This is a genomic window from Patescibacteria group bacterium (assembly GCA_028711655.1).
In the GTDB taxonomy this organism is placed as follows: Bacteria; Patescibacteriota; Patescibacteriia; order Patescibacteriales; family JAQTRU01; genus JAQTRU01.
Window position 1 is genome coordinate 1 of the sequence record JAQTRU010000060.1, and the last position, 4,004, is coordinate 4,004.

General features: G+C 41.2%; 5 protein-coding genes. 3 read left to right on the forward strand and 2 right to left on the reverse strand.

Annotated elements, in window-relative coordinates; translation table 11 throughout:
* Window positions 1–181: 181 nt before the first annotated feature.
* Together mrdA and PHQ42_05240 are read right to left on the reverse strand one after the other, a co-directional pair.
* Window positions 182–2,140, reverse strand: a complete 1,959-nt coding sequence (gene mrdA, locus PHQ42_05235; protein ID MDD5072104.1) for a penicillin-binding protein 2 — start codon at window positions 2,138–2,140, stop codon at window positions 182–184.
* A gap of 49 nt (window positions 2,141–2,189) precedes the next feature.
* Complete coding sequence (locus PHQ42_05240) at window positions 2,190–2,789, reverse strand: transposase (protein ID MDD5072105.1); 600 nt, start codon at window positions 2,787–2,789, stop codon at window positions 2,190–2,192.
* Window positions 2,790–3,007: 218 nt separating this feature from the next.
* On the opposite strand from PHQ42_05240, the gene PHQ42_05245 reads away from it, so the two are divergent.
* The 3 genes from PHQ42_05245 to PHQ42_05255 all read left to right on the forward strand — a co-directional run.
* A complete protein-coding gene (locus PHQ42_05245; GenBank protein MDD5072106.1) occupies window positions 3,008–3,256 on the forward strand; it encodes an AbrB/MazE/SpoVT family DNA-binding domain-containing protein in 249 nt (82 codons plus the stop codon).
* Window positions 3,257–3,275: 19 nt separating this feature from the next.
* Entirely contained in the window at window positions 3,276–3,464 is a 189-nt protein-coding gene (locus tag PHQ42_05250) for a hypothetical protein (protein ID MDD5072107.1), read from the forward strand.
* Window positions 3,465–3,620: 156 nt separating this feature from the next.
* On the forward strand, window positions 3,621–4,004 hold a 384-nt coding region (locus tag PHQ42_05255; GenBank protein ID MDD5072108.1), incomplete at its 3' end, for a GTP-binding protein.

Consider the following 4,004-nt stretch of genomic DNA (forward strand, 5'->3'; position numbering starts at 1 on the left):
GAATATCTGCCAGAATACGTGGCTGAATTTTCAGTAAGATTTAGCCACCCGGAAATCTTTGATTCTCCGCTAACCTATCTGCAAAAATCAATTAGCTCTGTTCCACTTGACTAGGTATACCCAAAAATAAAAACAGCACACCTGTGCCAAAATTCATTCGCTATATTCGTTTAAATTCGTTTTATTCGTGTTTATTAAAGTACCACTCCAGCACTTCCCGGACAATCGGCACCGCCACCTCGCTGCCTTCCCCGCCTCGCTCTACCAAAACCGTAATCACAATTTCCGGATTATTATAAGGGGCAAAACCGGTAAACCAGGCATGGGTTTTTTCTTTAGTCGACCATTGGGCGCTGCCGGTTTTCCCGGCCACGGCGACAGGTAAAGACCCTAGGCTGGCCGCGCTCCCGGAAGTTATGGTTTGGCGCATGCCCTGACGCACTACGCTAATATTATAACTATCAATAAAGTCGCTTCTTGTCGGCGAGTTTTCGACTTCCCTTACTGGCTTGTCCTCGCTTGTCAGCACTTCCTTGACCAAATGTGGGCGATAAAGACGGCCGCCATTAGCAAAAACCGAGGTGTAGCTGGCGACTTGTAGAGGCGTAGCCAAGAGGTCGCCTTGGCCAATGGCCAGATGATAAGTGTCGCCGATATACCATCTTTCCCCTTTAACTTTTTCTTTCCATTCCTGGGTGGGCAGAAATCCGGCCGCTTCGCCGGGTAAATCAATGCCGGTTTGGGCGCCCAAGCCGAATAGTTTGGCGTAATTGACAATTCTCTCCACGCCCAGCCCGAAAAAATCTTCATAGCCGCCGCCGATATAATAGAAAAAAGTATTGACTGACTGGGCGATGGCTTTGCGCACGTCGGTTGAACCATGCCCTCCGGCTTTCCAGTCCGGGAAAAACCACTGGCCAATTCTGATTCCGCCCACGCTTAAAAAACTGGTGCGTTCGCTTATAATTTTTTCCTGCAAAGCCGCGGCAGCGATAACCGGCTTGATTGTTGAGCCGGAAGGGTACTCGCCGCTGATAACTCGGTTAAACAAGGGGTTATCGGGCGAATTAAGAAGGGCCGCATAATCCTCGGACGTTATTCCTTTGGCGAATTTATTGCTGTCATAAGCGGGAAAACTGGATAAAGCCAATATCTCCCCGTTGTTTGGATCCATAATTACGGCCGCAGCCCTATTAAGATTTAATTTCTTCAAATAAGCGCCTATAACCTCTTCCAGTTTTTTCTGCAGGCCAAAATCCAGCGAAAGGATTAAGTTGCGCCCGTCGCTTGTCTTTGATTGGCTGATAATTTTCTTTTCCTTGCCCAAAGCGTCAACTTCAATATATTTTTTCCCGCTCTCCCCCTTTAATTCATTCTCCCAAAAATATTCAATCCCGGTTTTGCCAATATAATCGATCGGCAAATATTCATCCCCGGATTTTTCCAATTCTCTTTCATTAATTTTGCCGGTATAACCCAGAATGTGCGCCAAGGAAGGGGCGGACAAGTCATATTCCCGCCTAGTTTTGCTAGCCAAAAATACGCCTGGCATATCGGCTGATTTCAAATAAAGGAGCATGGCCTTTTCGTAAGAAATATTATCAGCCAAAAACAGCGGCTGATAAGAATCAAGGGCGCCAATTTTAATTTTCGCCAGCTTTTCTTTTATTTCTTCGGCCGGCAGATCAGATAAAATTTCGGCGATCTCTTCTATAATTTTATTCCTATCTTCTTTGTCTCTGGGTAGATCCGCGGGTATAAAATAAAGCAAAGAATTGGCCACGTTCCTCACTAAGGGATCCAGATTCCGGTCATAGATTATTCCCCGTTTGGGCTCAAGCCTTTCAATGCGGATGCGGTTGCCTTCAGCCAAAGAATAATAATAATCACCTTTGACAATCTGGAGCCAAGCCGACCGGCCGGCCAAAATTAACAAAGACAGAATAATAAAAACGCTTATGAGCCTTAATTTAGAAAAATCAAAAGTCCGGCCGACCGTTTCTTTTTCTTCTCCGCCACCCGGCGTAAAAGAATCCTCGGTCCAGCCAAGCCGGTAAGAAAAGCCTCTTACCTGCCCGAACCGGCCGGATTTTATGACAAACGGATCGTCTTTATTATCTTTTTTACTTCTAAATTTCATATCTAAAAATTATCATTTTTACCGCTAAAAAGCAACCGGAAAAAATATTTTAAACCAAAAAATTTCCTGGGTTATTCCGGTTAATTACCCATTTAACCGGATTATTATAAATATAATTACGAATATTGTTTAATGAATATTCGTTGCGGATGATATGATCATAAAATCTAGATTGCCAGGCAAAATTAATATTGAATGATAATTTTTTTATCTCAAATGAACACCGCCCTTTATACCAACGAATTATTTCACCCAATGATTTTTTACCCATTGGATTATATTTTCCGGTAATTCCCCCGGTAGAGACGCGATTAATGTCATTTTCGTGGGGGATGGTCCGGTTAATCGTAGAGACGCGATTAATCGCGTCTCTACCGTTATTGCAAATAAAAATAATTCCATGGATATGATTCGGCATCACCATATATTCGTCTAAAATTACATCATCAAAATGTTTAGTAATTTCTTGCCAAATTCTATTGGAAATTTTACCGATACCATTTAAAAACATTTTTTCATTAATAATTTTGCCAAAAAATTCCTGCCTATTATTCGTACAAATGGTGACAAAATACATTCCATCGTCGGCATAATCCCAATCTGGATGGCGAGTTGATTTAACACGATAAATATTTTTATATAATGTCATGACTTAATTATAGCCCGCCTTAACCGGCGAGGCAAACGGAAATTACCGGGCCAGCCATCCCCCTTGACACATTTCTCCCTTATGATAAACTATAGTAAGATAAGTAAGAAATATCTTAATTATAATTATAAAAATATATCCACCCCGTTAGAAATCTAACCGAAAAAAATAACAAACTTTTAATGGGGTAAAAAATATTTAAGAAACAAATTATCGCTATGAAGAAAAAAATTCAAAAAATTTCTAATGGGGTGAAAAAAGGCGTTTGCAGGAAAAAAACTAAATATTTCGGGATGGTAACGGTTACGGACAAAGGCCAAATTGCCATCCCTGCTGAACTAAGGAAAGAATATGCCATAGCCAAGGGCGATAAATTAATCATTGTCAGAAGAAATGATGACCAAGGTTTTAATCTTTTAAAAAGCGAAGTTATTAAAGATTTTATAGAAAAAATCTCCAGAGATTAACAAATTAAGATACAAATCTATGTCTAATGATATCCAATACCGGGCTAGCTGGCCCGAGGAGAAAACGCAGTGCAAAAACTGCAAAAGCTATCAGGAAAAAAACAACCGACATGCCTGCGTGCCAAAAGATAAAACCTTTGAGGAAGCGATTGCCGAATACGGCGAAGTAAGCCCTAACGGTCACTGTAATTATTTTGAAGCCAGATAATCCATAAAAATAAAAAGAGCCGAGAAGGCTCTTTTTTAAACAGATTGTGAAAAATATTGATATTTTTTTATAAATATAGTATAGTGATATTAACACAAACTAAGCAAAAATTTTAGTCCGCTTTTCAGGGAAGCGGTTTTAATTTTTCATGAAATTATGGAAATAAGGAATATCGCCATTATCGCTCACGTTGACCACGGCAAAACTGCTTTAACAGACGCCTTGATGCGCCAAACCGGCATGGCGGAGGAAGGGATAAGCATGGACAGCAACGATTTGGAAAAAGAGCGGGGCATAACAATTTATTCAAAAAACACTTCGGTTTATTTTAAAAACACCAAAATAAACATAGTGGATACGCCCGGACACGCCGATTTCGGCTCGGAAGTCGAGCGGGTTTTGCGTTCCATTGATTCCGTGGTCCTGGTCGTTGACGCCCAGGAAGGGCCGATGGCGCAGACAAAATTCGTTTTGAAAAAATCTTTGGAGCTTGGGCTTAAGCCGATTGTCGTCATCAATAAAATAGACAAGACGGCCGCC